This window comes from Candidatus Protochlamydia amoebophila UWE25 (assembly GCF_000011565.2).
GTDB classification, from domain to species: Bacteria; Chlamydiota; Chlamydiia; order Chlamydiales; family Parachlamydiaceae; genus Protochlamydia; species Protochlamydia amoebophila.
In genome coordinates, this window is the sequence record NC_005861.2 from 346,930 (window position 1) to 367,110 (window position 20,181).

Consider the following 20,181-nt stretch of genomic DNA (forward strand, 5'->3'; position numbering starts at 1 on the left):
ATTAAGAGCGTTTTCCAATTAAGATTTCTGGCTGTTAAAAATCGTTTATTCCCATAATTATACTCATTTTATTAATCTATTAATTAATTATCTGTTTATATTTGTTTAAAATTAAATTTAAAAAGATTCAAAAATAATTTAAAATCATTGATTTAAATTCTTTACTATGTAAAGATTATTTTTCCTTAAATAAATTATAAATTTATTAAAAAAAAAGGAAATTACATATTTAATATATTGTGGAGGTAATATTATGTCTCAGAATAAAACTGATGATAAAAAAGTAGTTTCAATTACAGAAGCTGCTAAATTAAATAAAGTAACAAGACAAGCTATTTATGTTGCCATTAAATTAAATAAATTAAAAGCTACTAAAGAGACAACTCGTTGGACAATTAGCTTAGAAGATTTAGAAGATTACCGTCGTCAAAAATATTCTAGAACGAAATCTACTTTTAACGGTGAATTATTATTTGATAATCTAAAAGGATATTATTCTGTTAATCAAGTAGCGGAATTGTTAAGTGTCCCTGCACAAAAAATTTATTACGCGACTCGTATTGGTTTGCTGAAAGCAGAGCGAAAAGGGGCTGCATGGGTTATTCATTCTGATAGTATGAAAGAATATCAAGAAAAATTCATGCAGAAAAAAAATCGTCGTCAAGCTAGCTGATTTCAGCTAGCTTCTAAGCAGCCGGCAATGAATTATTGCTGAGTTAAGTCATTCTTCTTCAAAAAATCTAAATGCATTGATTGAGCAACAACTTTATAACCTTTCAATTCTTTTTTTTAAAAAATTGAGAGGTTATACTTTTTTAAGATGAACAAGTGTTTCGACATGGCTAGTTTGTGGAAACATATCATACGCAGTACACTCGTGAATTTCATATAAATCTTCGCACAAAATAGACAAATCACGAGCTAAAGTAGAGGGCATACAAGAGATGTAAATCATGTCTTCAGGTAAGGCACTCATTAATATTTTGATTACTGATTTAGATAAGCCAATTCTTGGAGGATTGACAATAACTAAATCTACACATTTTTGAGACTTTAAACAAATAGGTAAAATTTTTTCTACATCTCCTTCGAGAAATTCGACATGAGGCAAATGGTTCAACTTGCTATTTTCTTTCGCAAATCGAATGGCGTCAGAATTATATTCAATGCCAGTTACGAAATGTCCTTGACTAGCAAGGAGTAAAGAGGTAATTCCAAACCCACAGTAAAGATCTAAAATTTTTTTTGATTTTAGTTGTATCGTTAACGAACAAATTTTTTTATAAATATAAAGGCTTTGTTCAGGATGATTTTGTATGAAGGCTTGAGGAGTAAACCGAAAAATTAAATTTTCAATTTTTTGTTCAGAGTAGGGGTTACCTATTATCCACTGTTTCTTGGGAGAAGTTACTAGAATACCCGAAAAAATAGGATATTTTTCTAAAGCCTCTTGAAACAGAATTCGATTAAGTTCATTCAATGAACAAAATTGAAATGATAAAATATATTGAGAATTTTGGTTTTTTAACAATGTCAATCGGCCATCTTGCTGATTGGGATTAGGCAAAGTACTAATAAATTTTTGTAATATGCTAATGATAGGGTCATGAAGGTTATTAAAAATAGGACATGTATCGATTGAAATAAGAGAAAAATGATCTGTTGCTATATAACCTGCTTGAAAACTTTGATTAAAGGATTTTAAATGAAGGGTAATATGTCGCCTGTAAGCCCAATTCAATTGAGCAGTATTCATTTCAACAGAAGGTACTTTAAGATGACCAATTCGTTTAAGAGTGTCAGTGATGGCAGTAAGTTTATAGTTTAATTGTGTTTGTTCGTTTAAATGCTGAAGTTGGCAACCTCCACACTTCCCAAAATATGGACAAGGGGGCTGAACTCTTAAAGAGCTAGGTTGTTTGAGTTTGACAAGTTCTGCTACTGCAAAAGATTTTTTTATTTCGATGATACGACAAATAATTTGATCGCCAGGAGCAGTAAAAGGAACAAAAATTACAAATCCATGATATCTTAAAATTCCTGCACCTCCAAAAGCAAGCGCTGTAATTTCTCCCTCAACTTGAGTATGAATAGTCAATAGATGGGTCATAAATTTTGATATTGAGTGGGTTCCAATTCAGTAAAAGTGGTAGGCACTTCTTCTAAAACTTTGAAATCACGAATGAGTAATTGAATACTGGATTTGTTAATTTGAGGGGTAAAAGCAATGCGCAGTTTTAAATTCTTTTTCCTTAGTTGTTGGCTATAAGTTGCTTTTCCAAGTGCAACACCTTCCAGAACTCTATCTCCTTGTTCTAAATAAAGCTTCAAATGCGTTTTACCAACAATCTTTGGGGGCCAGGTCTGCCAAGCGTCGCAATACAAAATGGGTTGAGGATTTTCATTTCCATATGGCTCTAACAGCCTTGCTGATTCAATAAAATCAAAAGTTAGTTCACTAAATTTAATTTCTGCATCAAGATAAAGTTTACTCATAACATCTGTATCAGCAAGCTTTTTATTAGCCGAAGCAATAAAATGATTTTTAAATTGTTCAACATGCTCTTCTTTAATAGTTAATCCTGCAGCGAAATCATGTCCACCGAAATTGATCAAAATATCTGAACATTCTTTTAAAGTTGGTAGAAGGGGGAATTCGCGGATAGAGCGAATAGAACCTTTTCCAATTCCTTTATCGATAGCAATCATCACAGTCGGTCTGTTGTATTGTTTTGAAATTCGTGTCGATAGTATGGCAATGACACCTGGATGCCATTTATCAGAAACCATTACAATTGCTTTGTTAGATAAAATAGCAGGTATTTGTTGGATAGTACTATCTACATCGGAAGACATTGTTCTTTCAATTTTTTGCCTTTCGATATTATTAAGGTCTAGCTCTAATGCCATCTTTTCTGCTAAATCAGCATTTTTTACAAGTAACATTTGGACACCTTTACGAGGGTCAGCAATACGTCCTAAACTGTTTAAACGAGGTGCAATTTTTGAGGCTATGGTAAATGTATTTAAATCATTGAGATCGACATCACAAATAGAAAAAAGTTTTGCTAGACCCATTCGTTTGCCTTTACGCAACTGACGAAGACCATAGCGAACTAAGATTCTATTTTCTGTGTCAAGCAATGAACCCATATCAGAGATAGTTCCTAATGCTACCAAGTCTAAATATTTTTTCAAATCAATCTTAGAAGGAGGAATTTTTCCTTCAGATGTCAGTTGATTAGTGATTCCGTGAGCTAGTTTAAAAGCGACGCCAACTCCTGTTAAATCTCGATTCGGATAAGGGTTGTTAACAAGTTTTGGGTTTAGAGTCGCTACACAATGAGGAATTTTATCTGTCGGTTCGTGGTGATCAGTGATAATCACATCGACGTTTTGTGCAGCTACTTTAGCTATTTCCACAGCAGCGGTGATACCGCAATCTACAGTAATAAGTAATTTGCAATTATTAATGAGAGCATATTCTAAAGCTTCGACGATTAAACTTTGTCGAAGCGCTCCTCTATTGGATACATAGAAGAAAACATTTGCGCCTAAATCTTGTAGAAATTCGGTCAACAAAGTAGTTCCAGTCATTCCATCAACATCATTATCGCCATAGATAAGAATGTTTTCATGATCACGGATAGCACGACAAACTCGTTCAACCGCTTGAGGCATTTCTGCCATTAAAAAAGGATCGTGCAATTCTGGTAATTTAGCATATAAATAATCGTGAATTTGTTGAAAAGAAGTAAATCCTCTGGAAACCAAAATTTGTGCTATAACAGGGTGAAGTTTAAATTCTTTAACAATGCTTTCTTTTAATGCTTCGTCCATTGGGGGATAAACCCATATTGGATCCTCTTGGACATTTGTTGTGAAATGCATTAAAATCTAGCTCCGTTTCTATAAATCGAGTGTTTTTCGTTAGAGTTTGGCTAATACACATGTATATAACTTATCTCGTTCGTTCATCTAAATCATTTTCTATACAATAGTCTAAAAGATAAATAGATTAAATCAGTAATTTTTTAACCTGCCTGAGAGATGCGGCATCAAGGTTTAGTTTTGCTTTAATTTATAAGACTAAAGCTAGATTTGTCAATGAACTGTTGATCTCTGTTTCAACATTGTAGCTTTCAAAACTCCCTTGTCAAGTGAAATCATTTAACATGAAATCGACTAAAAGTTGTCAAACAAGGATGGACCGCTAATCTATTTTTATTGTTAATCGTTTTAAAGCAGGAGAAAAATAATTCACGAAGTTAGGTTTAAAAAGTATTTGAAAAATCCAAGTAAAATGCTCCCTTTCGATCTGGAATTTTAGCTAATCTGCCAGAACGACACGGTACAACGAAAAATTCTAAATTCAATTAATTGCCATTTTAAAAATGACTTATAAAAAAAATTTAAAAGATTGTAATTGAATATTAAAAAAAATTACTTGAAAAATTATTCATGACTTGATCGTTGAGTTCTCATCATCAATAAATAGGGCGAAACACAAATTCGATATAAAAAATGATTCTGTTACTGAATTTAGCTTTCATTCTCATAAGAGCTAAATTTTTTTTAATATAATTTAATCTATCTCAATGTATTAAAGATAATTTTCCATACAATTAATGTTTTTAATACGTAAGGAGGTTGTTTGTAGTTTTTTCTTGCTTTTTTAGATAAATGGCTTGATAATCCTGAATACATTAGTAATGTTTTTACACAAAATTATGAAAACTCACAATTTATTATCAAAAATTTGCAAACAATAAACTAGTTCGAGGTTTTACTATGTCGCAAGATGCGAAACAAGACTTTGGTAAGTGGAGGGCATTCTTTTGGCCTGTACACGGTTATGAACTTAAAAAACTTCTTCCAATGTTTTTTATGTTCTTTTTTATTTCTTTCAATTACACAATTTTAAGAGATACAAAAGACACTTTAATCGTGACCTCTGCAGGTGCGGAAGCCATTCCATTTTTGAAGTCTTTTGGTGTTGTCCCTGCAGCTATCCTTTTTATGATCATTTATGCCAAGCTTAGCAATACGCTAAGCAGAGAAAATTTATTTTACGTTACGCTTTTACCTTTTATCATTTTCTTCGGCTTATTTGCTTTTGTCATGTATCCAGCTAGAGAAGTTTTAATGCCTCATGCTTCTGCTGAAGCTTTAAAAGCTTATTTACCTGGCGGTTGGACCGGGCTTGCGGCGGCATATGAAAACTGGATGTATTCGATTTTTTACATTTTAGCTGAACTTTGGGGAAGCGTTGTATTATCTCTTCTTTTTTGGGGATTTGCTAACCAAATTACCCGTGTAAATGAAGCTAAACGTTTTTATAGCCTTTTCGGTTTGGGTGCTAATTTGGCACTTTTAGTTTCAGGTCCTGCTATTGTATATGTATCAGATATTCGCAAGCATTTACCTGCAAATGTTGATGCATGGCAAATTTCTTTAAATTATTTAATGGGTATGGTCGTCATTGCCGGATTAGCAATTTTAGCTATCTATTGGTGGATTAATCGTGCAGTTTTAACAGATCCACGTTTTTATGATTTAAATCAAGAAAAAGCTCCTGGTAAAAAGAAAAAAGCTAAAATGTCTCTTGGAGAAAGCTTCAAATTCCTCTTTACCTCTAAGTATATCCTTTGTTTGGCGATATTGGTTATTGCTTACGGTATTTCTATTAACTTAGTAGAAATTACATGGAAGAGCCAGGTGAAACTTCAATATCCTAATCCAAATGATTACAGCACGTTCATGGGATGGTTCTCAACAATGACGGGTGCCGTCACAATTTTGATGATGTTATTCGTTGGTGGTAACGTAATTCGTCATAAAGGTTGGGGATTTGCAGCTTTAATTACTCCAGTTGTTTTATTAGTCACCGGGATTGCTTTTTTCTCATTCGTGATTTTTAAAGATCACCTAGCTGGATATATTGCTGCCTTAGGAACTACTCCACTATTCTTAGCTGTCATCTTTGGTGCGGCTCAAAATATTATGAGCAAATCTGCTAAATACTCTTTATTTGATCCAACAAAAGAAATGGCTTATATTCCTTTAGATGATGAATCTAAAGTAAAAGGTAAAGCCGCAGTTGACGTAGTAGGAGCTCGTTTAGGAAAATCTGGCGGATCTATTATTCAAATGGGATTACTTGCATTTGGAACGTTAGCAACTATTACACCTTATATTGGCGCGATTTTGATGGTTATTATTGCTGCCTGGATTGTGGCTGCCCGTTCATTAAGCAAACAATTTACTCAATTGACTGCTGAGCAGAATATTGAGAAAAATATTGATAAAACATCGGAAATAGCTACTAGCTAAATTTGATGTCTTAAAAATATGCTTGTTCATACCCTCCTTTATAAAAAAGGAGGGTTTTTTATTTTCTATTTTAAATTCAGAGAATGTAAGAAATTTTTAATAGGCCAGAACAGTTTATTATTTCTTGATCGTTAATTCATTTTCGAAATTCTCTATTTTGAATTGAGCAAAGATCATGGATTAAATCTCTCAGTGTTCCATTCGCCATTTTATAGGTAAAATCCGTGTTTAATGAAATTGGTTTTATGTAGACAGAATGCATAATGATTTGTTATGCTTTTCCTTTGTCTTAGAGAGCCTTCACTTTGTAAAGGCGCTTTTTGATGTCCCACATTCATTCACAGTTAATTTCATTTTGAGTTAGAGTTGAAAACCTCATTTAGGCGAGGCTTTCATAGATTTCAAAAGGAAATTCACAATCATAGAAGGAATCATGAAAATATGGAAAAACAGAAGCGTTGGCAATTCTATTTGATTGTTGCCGTCTTGGCAATTACGCTTTATAACATTCTCCCCACCTTATTTTTTTACTCGAAACCTCTGAAATCTTCGATTGATGCTCCGCGTGCACAGCACGTTGCATCCGGGATTGTGGAAAGAGTGAATCAAACAGAAGTGGATTCAAAAGAATGGTTATATTCTTTTTGTCGTTTATTAGGAATTAAACCAATCTCTATTGATTTAGTTACAACAAATAATGGATTATTTCAAATTTCATTTAAAAATGAACAAGATGCTGAGTTATTTAAGCGATTTTTACCAAGAGCTGGAGCGTTAATTCCATTTGTACCTAATCAGCTTGAGCTAAGTTCTATCACAGCTAATGTCGATCCTACTCAAGTGTTGGTTCGACGTAACGTTGCTGTTCGATTAGATGCGAGCGACATGGATAAGTTATTTCAATTTACTCCAAAGTATAGTCATGATCACCAAATCGCAGATCTTTACCGTGAAGTTATTGATGATCGAGTGACTCAAGTCGCTCTAGCAATTGCAGGACCTAGTAAAACCGCTTTGCAAATGTTTGCAACAACTAGTGAAGTAGGTAATGATCCTAGTTATGACGAAATAATTATCACATTAGCAAAAGAAATTGTTGATGTAGATAATATTTTAGGAAAAAATAATCCGATTACAAAACGTTACTACGAAACATTTTCTCAACTATCCTCTAAAGAACGTGAAGGATTAAATACTAAATTTATTGCTAAGATGGAAACACTTAGTAAAAAAATTAAAGAAAAGCAAGCTAGTTTATATGGAGATTTTTCAGCTGAAGCTGCACAAAATCTAGCAGTTTCAAATAATCAAATTCAAGCGCTGGATTCAGCTGTTACGATTATGCGTGAAAACGAAGAATTTCGAAAAGGGAAAGAGCCTTTAACAAATGAAAATATTCAGCAGTTGTTAAAACAAAACTCCAACCATGAAATGCAAATTGTCGATTTAACGGGTTATCATCCTTTTATCAAAGGATTAACAATTAACTGGGAAAGTGGTTTATTGTTAGTCAATTTGTATGACGATGTACAATCTTTGCATTTTTCAGAAGGAAAAACTGAAAAAGATGCATTTGTCAAAGACAGAATTAACCAATATTTAATCAATGATATTGCACGTATTGCCCGTTTATCAGATGAAACATTTAAACCTAATGAAGAAAGTTTTGTTATAAATTTTGATAATCTAACAAATAGTCAAAGTTATTTGACTCTCAATTTAGGCTATTTAGCAGATAAAATAGCTCAGCAAGTCACAGATCAAATTATTCTTTCTTGGTCTCCAGCCCATGCAGATTTGATTAAAGATGTTTATCCGATTCGTTCTTATAATGATTATCAAACAGAGAAATCAGAAGATCAAAAGCTAGGTCTTGTGGTTTATGCTCCTGCTATGTATTTAGCTGCAGCGCCTACAGGCTTCCGAACTGGATCAATCTATGTAATCGCAAAAGGAATGGATGCTCTTGTTCAGAAGTATCAGGAAGCTCCAGAAGCGGAAGAAAATCAAGTTTTAGCTACAGATTTTAACCAACTCAATACCCTTTTACAGCAAATGGGTTTTATTGGTTATCCTGGCTCAGCCTTTAATTTACCAAAAGAATTTAATAAAGATTATATTTTTGAATTGAATGATTATTATAGCACTCTTTTAAAAGCTTCTCGCGAAGATTTTCAAGCCAAGGGAAGTAAACGTTTTGCTGTCTTAGACTTTTCTGATGTAGAGCAACGTTTGTTAACTATCAACAAAATTGATGATCGTATACAAGAAGACCTTCTGAAATGGAAAGAATCTTATAATGCTGCTCAAGTTGATTTGAACTTAACAAGCAAATACACAGTTCCAGCACCAACTAAAAATGTTTATTGGGAAAATTTGAAACTGAGCGTAGTAAAATTCTTTAGAGGAGATGATCGAAAAGTTCTTAAATGGGGTCTTGACTTATCTGGTGGGAAAACAGTCCGCATTGGTCTTTTAGATCAAAATGGTCGAACTGTGACAAATCCAGAAGATCTCAAACAAGCCGTCAATGAACTTTACACACGTATCAATAAAATGGGTGTAGCAGAAAGAACGATTCGAATTGAAAATTCTAATATATTATTAGATTTTCCAGGTTCTCAAAACTTGTCCGCTTCTGAATTAGTAAAAGCTTCTGCAATGTATTTTCATATTGTCAACGAAAAATTTGGGCCTTTAAATACAGCCCTTGCTGGAGCTGTCAATCAGTTTTTACAAGATATTTGGAACGAAGCCGTTGTAACAAATCGTAGAGATATAGAAAGCATCAACGAAATTGCTTGGCAGCATTTAGGTGGAGATGAGGAATCTACTATCACTATGCGTCCAAGAACGGATCATGCAAAAATTCTTTATGAAAATGGATTGCGTTTAGCTAATCCCAAAAATCGCGTGGTTACTCAAGCCTTTGATGAGTCGCTTTCAACCCTGGCCATGTTTAGAGGTGGAGATTCTGCGGAGTGGGATAATCAAACACATCCTTTACTAGTGGTTTTTCATAATTTTGCTTTGGAAGGATCTAACTTAGAAAACATCCAACCGGGTTATGATGCAACACAAGGAAATATTTTAACATTTGGAATTAAACGCTCTTTCGATTCAGGTGAGCATGCAAGTGGCAGCCCTCGAGACAATTTTTTTAATTGGACTTCACAATTTGCAGAAGATAAAATTGCAGGAACACCTAAAGAGGTTTATTCTAACGGGCGTGGTTGGAGAATGGCTGTTATTCTTAATGGTAGCATTATTACAGCTCCTTCATTAAATGCAGCACTTCGTGATGGAGGAACGATTAGCGGTCGTTTTTCTCAGCGAGAAGTGACCCAACTTGCAGCAGATTTAAAAGCTGGTTCTTTAAGTTTTACGCCACGTATTTTGTCGGAAGAAAATGTAAGCCCAGAACTTGGTCGTGAAGAAAGAGCCAAAGGGATTGTCGCTTCTTTAGTCGCTTTAGCTTTAGTTGTGATAGCTATGATCGGCTACTATCATTTTGCAGGTTTTATTGCTTCTTGTGCAGTTTTGCTTAATATTTTTATTATGTGGGGTGTATTGCAAAATTTAGGAGCAGCCTTGACGTTACCTGGAATTGCAGGAATTGTTTTAACAATTGGAATGGCTGTTGATGCAAATGTTCTTGTCTTTGAAAGAATCCGAGAGGAGTTTAAAGTGACTGGTCGGATTGCTTCCGCAATTCAAGCAGGTTACCGCAAAGCTTTTAGTGCTATCATTGACTCAAATATTACGACAATTATTGCAGCTATTATCTTAATTCAGTTCGATTCTGGACCAATTAAGGGCTTTGCTGTGACATTGATCATTGGTATTATTTCTTCTATGTTTACAGCCTTGTTTATGACTCGCTACTTCTTTGCTGGGTGGGTTAAAAAGCCTGAGCATAAGCAATTATCAATGGCCCAGTTCTTGAAAGAAACACATTTTGACTTCTTAAAGCAAGCTAAGAAGGCTATCGTGATTTCGCTAATCGTGATGGGAATAGGCACTTATTTTCTTGTTTCTGAACGTAAAACTATTTTTGGAATGGATTTTACTGGAGGTTACTCTCTAACACTAGATGTTGCGGAGAAGGCAGAAAAACCTAATTATCGTTTAGAAGCTATCAATGCTTTCTTAGATAAGGGGGCTTCACGCAGGGATTTCGAAGTACGTGAATTAAGCAGACCTAATCAATTGCGCATTCAACTAGGAACGAGTATGGATGAAAAAGGGCATCCTTTTTATCAGATGCCTGAAATCAATCCAGATAGTAAATATGCTTTTGATTATCAAAAAGATCCTCGTTTGAGCTGGGTTGTTGAAACGCTTCAATCTCATGGATTAGATGTTCAACAGTCTCAGTTAACGACTCTTCAGAAAAATTGGACTATCATGAGTGGACAATTTTCTGATACGATGCGAAATAATGCTATTATTGCACTTGGCGCAGCATTAATAGCGATCTTAATTTATATTACTTTCCGATTTGAGTTTAAGTTCGCAATTGGAGCAGTAATTGGGCTCGTTCACGATGTGATTATTACACTTGGCATTTTAGCACTTTTCCATGCGATAGGATTTCCTGTGCAAATTGATTTACAGGTCGTGGGAGCAATTATGACAATTATCGGCTATTCATTAAATGATACGATTATTGTATTCGATCGAATTCGTGAAGATATGAAGACTCTTCGTCGCTTGTCATTCAGAGAAATCATTAATCATGCTTTGAATGTTACATTAAGTCGTACGATCATGACATCTGGAACAACTTTGCTTGTGCTTTTAGCACTTGTTTTATTAGGAGGGCAATCTATTTTTGCCTTTTCACTAGTGATGACAGTAGGTGTTTTGGTAGGAACTTTATCTTCGCTATTCATTGCTTCCCCGGTTATGCTGTACTTCCATAATAAAGAAGTAGAGCATCAACATACGGAGTCTTCTGTCAAACGTGCTTAAAGTACTAAAAAACAAAGAGGTTATTAAAGCCTCTTTGTTTTTCTTTTTAAATTCCTTTGTAAATTCCTCCGATTTTAAAACATCCTTCTTTAATCTTCTCCTGTTGCTGGCGAGGCTGCTTCGTATTCTTCAATAACTTCCATGAAAGTTCTTTTTGTTGTTGTTTTAATAAGAAGAAGTGAGCATTTAGTAGCCGTGAAAAAAGGTGTTTGAAACAAGAAGTGATTCATCAAATATTCTAACAATCTATCGGCATGAACTTTATAATAATGACCTAAAAAAACTTTTAAATTTGGATGGCGTTCTGGGAGAAGATTTAACTCTTTAAGAAGCTTATTTATTTGATTTTTCAGCTCAATTAACTCTAAAATTGGGTTAGCTCCCACCCAAATCGTTCCCTGCTGAGACTTAAAATGATCATGTCCTATTTCTTTCAATTGCAAGGAAAAGGAATTAAAAAAAAGAGAATTTAAGCATTTTTGAATTTCTTCTAATTTTTCTAAAGAAAGCTGTCCAAAAGAGCGAAGCTGCAAATAAAATTCATTGGAATCCAACCAATTTACATTAGGGATGCCATAACAGATTTGAGCTAATTGCCTTTGAATAGAAGAGGGGATATTAATAGCTAATATATAAGAGTTCATATCAAAACGATTTAAAAATTATTAAATTAAATTTGCTTTTATTTATTCGAAACCTATGACTTTATTTAATTTTTTTCGCTTCTGTCTTTGAAAACCCTAGATTTAATAGGATATACGGAAAGATATCAAAAGTATTTATTAATAATCAAAATGATTTCCAAGTAAATAAATTATTAAAGATAAAAAAATTAATTTTATTGATAATAAACATTTGATTGATTTTTTGCGGATGAGATTTTAAAATCAGCCCTATCAAAAATAAGGGCTGATAAAAGAGAAAAAATGAGAGTTTTTTTAGATCGATGCAGGCGCTGCATTAGAGGGAATAGTAGCTAGATTGGCTTGTGCAGCCATCGCTTCAACATACATATTCCATAGTTCTGGTTCGATTCTGCCGTGACGGATAGAAGAGATCAATTCTCTTTTTACTGTTCTTAAATCTTTCTTAGGCGTCAATTTACGGACCATTTCTTTATCGCCAGCAATCCGTGCCATATTAAGCATTCTTTCTAAATCTTGCTTAGAAAAAGTAAATAAATCCCTTCTTTTGCGAGAGCCTCTAGCAGCACGGGGTTTTGGAGTAACTTCTTGAGGATTACTGCTATTAATAATGTATTTATTAATCATATCAGCTAACTGTTGGGGATTCTCAGTTTTCATTTTTCGCATAGTAAAGTGGTGGATGTAACCTCCGGTTCCGATTGGTAAATAATGACATATATCATTTTCCTTTTTACCACCTACTTTTTTTGTAGCAGTCTGAATTAATTGCTCGAGTTGTTTATTATCCATTTTTTTCCTCAATATTGGTTTAAAATTCGGGCCAATGCCACAAGGCCCTTTGGCAATTTTGAATTACCTTTTGTAACAATAATTGTTACAATTTATCAATGCTTCAATTGTGAAATTTAAAATAAGCGATTCACTATTAAATTCATGTTATTAATTTCACAAGATTTTATTCGAAATGACTTAGTTATTCACTTTATTAACTTCATTAGAATGCTGTTTAAAATCAAAAAACAAATAATATCATTTTAAGAACTTTTGAATATTGTTGAAATTATTTTTAAATAAACAAGTATAAAAAATTAACTTCTTTCTATTGAATAACTTCATTGTCGCTTTTTTTTATTGGGAAATAAAGAGATATTTACAAATCTAGCCTTTATTAGACAATTTATTTTTGGATATTGATTTTTGACTAAGACAAGTATTAAGTCATCGAAGCTTAGTCAAGTTAATCGAAAAAATCTGTTATAGATTTGTAAAATTCTCTATCGAAGCAAATTATTGCTTCTCTTTAATTTATTAATGAAAATTTAAGAAATTATAAATTTTTGCGCAAGATAAATTAATCAGAAAAACTGTTTTTTTCTAATAATCTAATTTCAAAATTAAACGGTATAATTCCTGACTAAGCATAGAAGCAATAATTATCTATAATCATCTGAGTGAATGAATAAGAAAGATCAAATTAAAAAAATGAAATTGTACTTAAAAATATTAAAGTTTTTAAACACTCTCAGATATTTGAGAATAAGTTTTACTAGTCAACCAAAATTCAATGAATTACACTATATTTCATGATCATCTGAATAAAAAAAATTAATTAACGGATTGTTTATGGGAGTAAGCTATGCCTTTAGAAATGTATCAAGCTATTCCACCTTTAGCTTCTATTAAATCGACTATCGGTATCGCAGCTGGAAAAGGGGGGGTAGGAAAGTCAACTGTTACTGTTAATTTAGCGCTAGCTTTAAAAGGTCTGGGATATCGTATAGGTATCATGGATACAGATCTTTATGGTCCATCCATCAGGAAAATGTTGCCTGAAGATCGCTTACCTTCTCAAAAAGGAGAAATCATTCAACCTGCGCTCTGCAACGGAATTAAAATGATTTCAATGGCTTATTTTAGAAAAGAGACAGAAGCGACTGCTGTAAGAGCACCTATTGCCAATAGACTAATTTCTCAGTTTATTAATCAGGTAGCTTGGGGTGAGCTAGACTATTTATTGATAGATTTTCCTCCTGGCACAGGTGATATTCAAATTACTCTAAGTCAAAAATCTCATTTAACAGGGGCCTTATTGGTAACGACACCACAAGAAGTAGCTCTTTTAGATGTGCAGAAAGCTATGTCGCTGTTCAATCAAGTTAAAGTACCAATTGTTGGTATCGTCGAAAATATGAGTTATTATGTAGACCCCCATTCAAATGAGCCTGTTTATTTATTTGGAAAAGAGGGGGGGAAGCGGTTAGCTCGCGAAACTGGCTACCCTTGTTTAGGGCAGATACCTTTAGATCCTTTGGTGGGAACTTGTGGGGATAAAGGGAAATCTTTGTTCTCCATGGATTCTCAATCTGAAAAAGCTGTTACTCTAGCGTTTATTCAATTAGCTCAGTTGCTTGTTGAACAAGTAGAATCTATCCAAAATCAAATGAATACGACTTTGTCAAATGTCGAGCTTGTTTGGAAGGAAATGAAACATATATGAATTTACCTATCGCTATTAATCAAATTCTTCAAAAAGATAATCATACTTTTTTAGTTATTTGGAGCGATGGAAAAAAACAGGAATTTCGCTTGAGTCAATTACAAGAAAAATGTCCGTGTGCGAATTGTCGGGATAAAAACAAGGGGAATAGATTGTTGAATCTTACAAGTGTTAAGGAAGATGTTAAAGCTTTTTCAATTCGCAATGTGGGTCGCTATGCATTACAAATTCACTTCAATACAGGATGTTCCATGGGAATTTATAGTTTTGAAATGCTTCGGCAAATGGAGAAAGAATGAGACAGTATCTTCTTGTTGTTTTAAGTTTCGTGGGACTATTAGCATTAATAAGCTGTTCTAAAGTTACACATTCTAAAAGGCACGCTGAATTCCAACAATGGATCCATGCAAATGATAAAATCAAAGTTTTAAGCACAACAGCGATGATTAATGATTTGGTACAAAAAGTCGGTGGTGATCGAGTTGACACATTCACTCTCATTCAAGGAGAATTAGATCCTCATTCTTACCAATTAGTAAAAGGAGATGATGAAAAATTAATGTTTGCTCATCTGATTTTCTATAATGGGCTTGGTTTGGAGCACGGACCTAGTTTGCATTATCATTTAGTTGAAAATCCTAAAGCTTATGCTCTTGGAGACTGGGTTGAGAAGCAAGATCCTTTAGCTATTATTTATGTCAATGGACAAAAAGATCCCCATCTATGGATGGATATTTCTTTATGGTTGAAAACAATTCCTTTAATTGTTGAAAGATTGAGCGAGCAAGATCCTTTACATGCCGACCTATTTCGTAAAAACGCCAATGAATTTCAAAAAGAAATGTTGAAAGTTCATGAAGAAGTGAAAGAAATGATAGGGCAGATTCCAGCTGAAAAACGCTTCATGGTTACGAGCCATGATGCATTTAATTATTTTACTAGAGCTTATTTAGCTGAAGGTAATGAAAGAGAAACAGGGGAGTGGAGTAAAAGATTTGCTGCCCCTGAAGGGCTTGCTCCTGAAAGTCAGCTAAGTGTCACAGATATTAAAATGATTATTAATTACCTGAAAAAGAATCATATTTCTGTTGTTTTTCCAGAATCTAATGTGAGTCGGGATTCTATTCGAAAAATTGTTCAAGCTGGCCAGGAAGAAGGGCTTCGTGTGGAAATGGCTTGCTGTCCTTTATACGGAGACGCTATGGGGAAACCAGGTTCAGATGGAGATAGTTATTTAAAAATGATTAAGTATAATGCTAAAATATTAACCAGGTATATGAATGAAAATATTTCATTCGATAAGTGATGGAATGAATAAAACTTTACCAAACCCAGTTTCTGTTTTACCAGCCTTACAAGTTACTCAAATGTCAGTTAATTATGGTAAAACATCAGCTTTATGGGATATTTCTTTAAAAATTCCACAAGGAATGTTAGTGGGCATTGTGGGGCCAAATGGAGCAGGTAAAAGTACGCTTATTAAAGCTGTGCTTGGACTAATTCAACCTATTTCTGGACATGTAGAATTTTTTGGACAACCACTAAAACAGGTTCGTCAACGGATTGCTTACGTTCCTCAAAAAGAGTCTGTAGATTGGGATTTTCCTGTGACTGTGAAAGAACTTGTATTAATGGGACGCTATGGACGTTTAGGTTTATGGCGCCGGCCAAGGGAAGCTGATCGAATTGCAGCCGAACATTATTTGAATATTGTAGGAATGAGCGCCTATGCAGATCGTCAAATTAGTCAATTATCGGGTGGACAGCAGCAAAGAGTGTTCTTAGCCCGAGCTTTGCTGCAAGAAGCCGATATTTATTTTATGGATGAACCTTTTGCTGGAGTGGATTTAACTACAGAAACCGTTATTATACAATTATTACAACAGCTGCGTTTGAAGGGCAAAACGGTTTTTGTTGTTCATCATGATTTAAGTACTGTAGAAAGTTATTTTAATTGGGTAATAATGTTAAATATTAGACTTATTACTTGTGGACCTGTCGAAGATGTTTTTATTCCACAAAATTTGCATGCCACCTATGGGAAAAGCTACGCTTTATTTGATGAAGCTTTAAAACTGTCGTTACAAAAACAAACAGGATTAAAAATTCAGGCTAAGGAATAACGTGTACTCTCCATTTTCTTTTTTCATTGATCCTGTTTTACGAGCTCCAACGATAGGTTGTATGTTAATGAGTTTAACGGCAAGCATGATTGGAGTTGTGATTTTTTTACGAAAACAAGTTCTCGCAGGAGAAACGTTATCTCATGCATCTTATCCTGGTGTGATTATAGGAATTTTGTTAGCAGGTTTTTTTTCGGTAGAAGAAACCGATGAATTACGTTTAGCTTTGTTTACCTTAACAGGAGCTTTTGCAACCTCTTTAGTCGGAGTGGGTTTCGTACAATTTCTCGAAAAAAAAATAAAAGTGACAAGTGATGCAGCTCTTTGTTTTGTTCTTTCGACTTTTTTTGGGGTGGGGTTGATGCTGACAAGTGAAGTACAATTCACCTATACATCTTTGTATAAACAGATCTCCACTTATTTGTATGGTCAAGCCGCTACCATGACAGATATTCATATTATGGTTTATGGGAGTTTGTTGCTAGTCGTTATTACGATAATCAGCTGGCTTTATAAAGAAATACAAATTTTAACTTTTGATAGACAATATGCAAAAAGCTTAGGTATTCACGTTAGGACAATTGAAATTCTCATTTTTATCTTACTTACGTTGACGGTTATTATTGGAATTAGGTCTGTGGGTGTAGTTTTGATGTCGGCGATGCTTGTCGCTCCGGCAGTTGCAGCTAGACAATTTACAAACAAATTTTCAATGATGCTCATTCTTTCAGGATTTTTTGGATTATTAAGCGGTTTCTTGGGCAATTATCTATCTGTCCAAATAACTGATTTACTTGCAAGTTATTATCCTTCTTCACGTCTCGTGTTACCAACAGGCCCTATGATTGTCATTGTGGCTTCGTTTATTTGTTTATTAGCCTTATTATTCGCTCCCGAACGAGGATTACTGATCCGGCTTATTAGAATTGGTTATTTTCATTATGAATGCACATGCGAAAATTTACTGAAAACAATTTGGAGGTTGAGTCCGGACATTGTTGTTCGTTTTGACCAGTTAATCAAATATCAGCCTTCTTCGCCTTTATACTTAATATTTGTTTTGCATCGAATGAAACATAATGGATGGATTCAGTTTAATAGAGATAATACTTATCAACTGACTCAAGATGGACAATTAAGAGCAGCTAAAATTATACGGTTACATCGTTTATGGGAAGTTTATTTAGTGGAATATTTAGGGGCACGAACAGAAAGAGTCCATCATAATGCCGAAGAAATGGAACATATTTTAACTCCAGAATTAGAAAAAGAATTAACTGAACTTTTACATGATCCTAAGCACGATCCTCATAGACAACCTATTCCATCTAAGGAAGGGATGCATGTTGTTTAATACCTCATTTTATAATCCATACCACGATAAAAATTTTTTGGAGTTTTTTTGGCAATTGCTAGTTAGACTGATGCAAGGGATAATCGGGCAATTACCTTTCGATCATTTAGTGTCTGATGAAATTCAAATCTTGGTTTTATCTGGTGTAGCAGCATCATCTGCTCTGATTGGGACTTTTTTGGTACTCAGGCGGATGACTATGTTAGCTAATTCATTGTCGCATACAATCTTGATTGGAATTGTGCTAGCTTATTTTTTTAGCTCGGCCGCATCTACAAGTGGGCATGGTTTGATTACTATGCAAGCCATGTTGATTGCTTCTTTAGTAACTGGTTTTTTAACAGCTTTCCTAACAGAGTTTTTGATTAAAACAGGTGGTTTACAAGAAGATGCGAGCGTAGGCCTTGTTTTTACAAGTTTTTTTGCTTTAGGAGTTATTCTTGTGACTGTTTTAATTCGAGATGCTCATATAGGGACAGAAGCGGTCATGGGTAATGCTGATGCGCTTCATTCAAAAGACATCTATTGGGTTTATCTTGTTTTAATCATTAATCTTATTTTGATCACTGTTTTTTTTAAGATTTTTCAGTTGACAACTTTTGATCCATATTTAGCTTTTGCACTCGGTTTTTCTCCAAACTTATTCAATTATTTATTAATGGCTCAGGTTTCTATTACCTCTATTACAGCATTTCGAGCCATTGGAGTCATTTTAGTTTTAGCTTTTATGACAGGTCCCGTTTTAACAGCTCGCCTTTTCACTCATCGTCTTCGTACATTGCTGGCTTATGCTGTGTTGATTGGCATATTAACAGCTTTCTCAGGAGTTGCTTTAACAAGACATATTTTAACTGTTTATGGAATAGCCTTATCCACGTCTGGCGTTGTCGTTACTTTAATTCTAATGATTTATCTCATTGCTTTAATCATAGCACCTGAGCAAGGGCTGTTTGTTCGTTGGGTTCAGCATAACAAAATGAGACATTCTGTTTCAGAGTAGTGTATTATCAAATAACAAGAGAGGTTCATTGACTTTTTCGTACAGCTTGCTATACTAGCAAAATATTAAAAAAAGAATCGAAGATGAAACATATTGCCATTTTAGGTAGCACAGGCTCAATTGGAAAAAACACTTTGCAAGTGGCTCGCCATTTGAAAGAACGGATTAAAGTCGTCGCGATTGCTGCTCGAGAAAATATTGATTTATTAGAGGCTCAATCGAAAGAATTTTGTCCTGATATTATTGCTGTTTTTAATAATGCTAAGGCTTATGAATTACAAAAGCGTTTGCCAGGAAAAACGGTATTGGCAGGGATGGAAGGTCTATTAGCTGCTGCTTCTTATTCTGAGGCAGATCTTGTTATTTCCGCTATGACTGGGACAATGGGGCTTCAACCTACTATTGAAGCCATTAAAGCAGGAAAAGATGTTGGTTTAGCGAATAAAGAGGCTCTCGTCTCTGGCGGCGCAATAATCATGAAATTAGTAAAAGAGAAAAACATTAATCTTTTACCGATCGATAGCGAACATAGCGCCATTTTTCAATGTTTAAATGGAGAGGCTCTTAAGTCAGTCCAGCGTATTATTTTGACCTCTTCTGGAGGACCTTTTAGAACTTGGACTCAAGAACAATTAGAAACTGTAACAGTTGAGCAAGCTCTAAATCATCCAACTTGGAGTATGGGGCCTAAAGTCACAATTGATTCATCAACTTTAATGAACAAGGGTTTAGAGGTTATTGAGGCATTTTGGTTATTTGATGTATCGCCAGAACAAATTGATGTTATTGTTCATCCCCAAAGTATTATTCATAGTCTTGTGGAATTTTGCGACGGTTCTATGTTGGCTCAAATGAGCGAGCCAAACATGATTGTTCCCATTCAATATTCGCTGACGTATCCTGACCGAGCTCCGGGTCTCTTTAAGCCATTTGATTTTATGAAAAATAGTAAATTAGAATTTTTTGAGCCCAATAAAAAAACTTTCCGTTGTTTAGCTCTTGCTTATGAAGCATTGAAATGCGGAGGGACTCTTCCGTGTTATATGAATGCTGCCAATGAAGTGCTCGTAGAGCGTTTTTTAAAAGGGGAATTGAGCTGGAAAAATATTGGAATTCAATTAGAAAAACTTATGGATCAACATGCATCGATTTCGGTTGATTCTTTAGAAACGATTTTAGCAGTAGATGCTCTTGCTCGGGAAGAGGCTGCAAGGTCTAAACTAATATCAACGAAATAGATATTTTCGATTGAT

The 20,181-nt window shown here is 34.3% G+C and carries 14 protein-coding genes; 10 read left to right on the plus strand and 4 right to left on the minus strand.

The features are described 5' to 3' along the window. The first annotated feature begins 253 nt into the window (after positions 1–253). Positions 254–673, plus strand: a complete 420-nt coding sequence (locus tag PC_RS01200; RefSeq protein ID WP_011174797.1) for a helix-turn-helix domain-containing protein — start codon at positions 254–256, stop codon at positions 671–673. A 132-nt stretch (positions 674–805) separates the two neighbouring features. Here PC_RS01200 and rlmD read toward each other — a convergent pair whose 3' ends face one another. Both rlmD and recJ read right to left on the minus strand, forming a co-directional pair. Continuing rightward, positions 806–2,110 carry a 23S rRNA (uracil(1939)-C(5))-methyltransferase RlmD gene (gene rlmD / locus PC_RS01205; protein ID WP_011174798.1) on the minus strand — a complete coding sequence of 435 codons (1,305 nt, stop codon included), beginning with the start codon at positions 2,108–2,110 and terminating at the stop codon, positions 806–808. After that, the gene (recJ, locus tag PC_RS01210; RefSeq protein WP_011174799.1) at positions 2,107–3,891 is read right to left on the minus strand and encodes a single-stranded-DNA-specific exonuclease RecJ; all 1,785 of its coding nucleotides are present in this window, start codon (positions 3,889–3,891) and stop codon (positions 2,107–2,109) included. Before recJ ends, rlmD begins: the two co-directional genes overlap by 4 nt. A gap of 900 nt (positions 3,892–4,791) precedes the next feature. Between recJ and PC_RS01215 the strand changes: the two genes are divergently transcribed. Beyond that, on the plus strand, positions 4,792–6,333 hold the full coding sequence (locus PC_RS01215) for an NTP/NDP exchange transporter (RefSeq protein WP_011174800.1): 1,542 nt from the start codon (positions 4,792–4,794) through the stop codon (positions 6,331–6,333). Between the two features lie 441 nt (positions 6,334–6,774). Then, the gene (locus tag PC_RS01220) at positions 6,775–11,307 is read left to right on the plus strand and encodes a protein translocase subunit SecDF (protein ID WP_011174801.1); all 4,533 of its coding nucleotides are present in this window, start codon (positions 6,775–6,777) and stop codon (positions 11,305–11,307) included. An 89-nt stretch (positions 11,308–11,396) separates the two neighbouring features. Here PC_RS01220 and PC_RS01225 read toward each other — a convergent pair whose 3' ends face one another. Together PC_RS01225 and PC_RS01230 are read right to left on the minus strand one after the other, a co-directional pair. Continuing rightward, on the minus strand, positions 11,397–11,951 hold the full coding sequence (locus tag PC_RS01225) for a 2'-5' RNA ligase family protein (RefSeq protein ID WP_044044692.1): 555 nt from the start codon (positions 11,949–11,951) through the stop codon (positions 11,397–11,399). A gap of 294 nt (positions 11,952–12,245) precedes the next feature. Further along, positions 12,246–12,743 carry a hypothetical protein gene (locus PC_RS01230; RefSeq protein WP_011174803.1) on the minus strand — a complete coding sequence of 166 codons (498 nt, stop codon included), beginning with the start codon at positions 12,741–12,743 and terminating at the stop codon, positions 12,246–12,248. 847 nt (positions 12,744–13,590) lie between these two features. Here PC_RS01230 and PC_RS01235 point away from each other — a divergent pair. The 7 genes from PC_RS01235 to PC_RS01265 all read left to right on the plus strand — a co-directional run bounded on the left by PC_RS01235 (position 13,591) and on the right by PC_RS01265 (position 20,166). After that, complete coding sequence (locus tag PC_RS01235; RefSeq protein ID WP_011174804.1) at positions 13,591–14,451, plus strand: Mrp/NBP35 family ATP-binding protein; 861 nt, start codon at positions 13,591–13,593, stop codon at positions 14,449–14,451. Further along, positions 14,448–14,750: a DUF971 domain-containing protein gene (locus tag PC_RS01240; protein ID WP_181679012.1), complete on the plus strand. Its 303-nt coding sequence runs from the start codon at positions 14,448–14,450 to the stop codon at positions 14,748–14,750. The genes PC_RS01235 and PC_RS01240 overlap by 4 nt, the downstream gene beginning before the upstream one ends. Further along, positions 14,747–15,757 carry a metal ABC transporter solute-binding protein, Zn/Mn family gene (locus tag PC_RS01245; RefSeq protein ID WP_011174806.1) on the plus strand — a complete coding sequence of 337 codons (1,011 nt, stop codon included), beginning with the start codon at positions 14,747–14,749 and terminating at the stop codon, positions 15,755–15,757. Before PC_RS01240 ends, PC_RS01245 begins: the two co-directional genes overlap by 4 nt. Positions 15,758–15,761: 4 nt before the next feature. After that, entirely contained in the window at positions 15,762–16,574 is an 813-nt protein-coding gene (locus PC_RS01250; protein ID WP_044045330.1) for a metal ABC transporter ATP-binding protein, read from the plus strand. A 1-nt stretch (position 16,575) separates the two neighbouring features. Then, positions 16,576–17,928, plus strand: a complete 1,353-nt coding sequence (locus PC_RS01255) for a metal ABC transporter permease (protein ID WP_011174808.1) — start codon at positions 16,576–16,578, stop codon at positions 17,926–17,928. Next, positions 17,918–18,928 carry a metal ABC transporter permease gene (locus tag PC_RS01260; protein ID WP_011174809.1) on the plus strand — a complete coding sequence of 337 codons (1,011 nt, stop codon included), beginning with the start codon at positions 17,918–17,920 and terminating at the stop codon, positions 18,926–18,928. The genes PC_RS01255 and PC_RS01260 overlap by 11 nt, the downstream gene beginning before the upstream one ends. An 83-nt stretch (positions 18,929–19,011) precedes the next feature. After that, on the plus strand, positions 19,012–20,166 hold the full coding sequence (locus PC_RS01265) for a 1-deoxy-D-xylulose-5-phosphate reductoisomerase (RefSeq protein WP_011174810.1): 1,155 nt from the start codon (positions 19,012–19,014) through the stop codon (positions 20,164–20,166). The last annotated feature ends 15 nt before the right edge of the window (positions 20,167–20,181 follow it).

Excerpts from the sequence above, each read along its gene's own strand:
- PC_RS01200 (WP_011174797.1), top strand. The coding sequence starts at position 254 with ATGTCTCAGAATAAAACTGATGATAAAAAAGTAGTTTCAATTACAGAA.
- rlmD (WP_011174798.1), bottom strand. The coding sequence starts at position 2,110 with ATGACCCATCTATTGACTATTCATACTCAAGTTGAGGGAGAAATTACA.
- recJ (WP_011174799.1), bottom strand. The coding sequence starts at position 3,891 with ATGCATTTCACAACAAATGTCCAAGAGGATCCAATATGGGTTTATCCC.
- PC_RS01215 (WP_011174800.1), top strand. The coding sequence starts at position 4,792 with ATGTCGCAAGATGCGAAACAAGACTTTGGTAAGTGGAGGGCATTCTTT.
- PC_RS01220 (WP_011174801.1), top strand. The coding sequence starts at position 6,775 with ATGGAAAAACAGAAGCGTTGGCAATTCTATTTGATTGTTGCCGTCTTG.
- PC_RS01225 (WP_044044692.1), bottom strand. The coding sequence starts at position 11,951 with ATGAACTCTTATATATTAGCTATTAATATCCCCTCTTCTATTCAAAGG.
- PC_RS01230 (WP_011174803.1), bottom strand. The coding sequence starts at position 12,743 with ATGGATAATAAACAACTCGAGCAATTAATTCAGACTGCTACAAAAAAA.
- PC_RS01235 (WP_011174804.1), top strand. The coding sequence starts at position 13,591 with ATGCCTTTAGAAATGTATCAAGCTATTCCACCTTTAGCTTCTATTAAA.
- PC_RS01240 (WP_181679012.1), top strand. The coding sequence starts at position 14,448 with ATGAATTTACCTATCGCTATTAATCAAATTCTTCAAAAAGATAATCAT.
- PC_RS01245 (WP_011174806.1), top strand. The coding sequence starts at position 14,747 with ATGAGACAGTATCTTCTTGTTGTTTTAAGTTTCGTGGGACTATTAGCA.
- PC_RS01250 (WP_044045330.1), top strand. The coding sequence starts at position 15,762 with ATGAATAAAACTTTACCAAACCCAGTTTCTGTTTTACCAGCCTTACAA.
- PC_RS01260 (WP_011174809.1), top strand. The coding sequence starts at position 17,918 with ATGTTGTTTAATACCTCATTTTATAATCCATACCACGATAAAAATTTT.
- PC_RS01265 (WP_011174810.1), top strand. The coding sequence starts at position 19,012 with ATGAAACATATTGCCATTTTAGGTAGCACAGGCTCAATTGGAAAAAAC.